Source organism: Acinetobacter sp. V2, from assembly GCF_001188385.1.
Taxonomy (GTDB): domain Bacteria; phylum Pseudomonadota; class Gammaproteobacteria; order Pseudomonadales; family Moraxellaceae; genus Acinetobacter; species Acinetobacter oleivorans.
Genome location: NZ_JZFB01000003.1, coordinates 376,744 through 376,966, shown reverse-complemented (window position 1 = coordinate 376,966; position 223 = coordinate 376,744). Strand labels below are relative to the sequence as shown.

Below are 223 nucleotides of genomic sequence, written 5' to 3'. Positions count from 1 at the left end.
GCCACGAAATGAAGAAGATTTTAAAAAGTTTTCGTTCACTTCAAATGGAATTACCAAAGAATCTGATGGCCTGAACTACTTAGATCTGCGCTATCAATTTACGCCGTCACTCAAGGGCGAATACTACTTTGGTAATTTAGAAGATCTCTACAACAAACACTATGTTGGACTTGAGCATAATTGGAAACAACCTAACTTTGCTCTTACGTCTAAGTTTAAATAT

General features: G+C 35.9%; 1 pseudogene. It reads left to right on the top strand.

The features are described from left to right. Positions 1–223: pseudogene (locus UC75_RS21610) on the top strand (OprD family outer membrane porin); the annotation flags it as partial.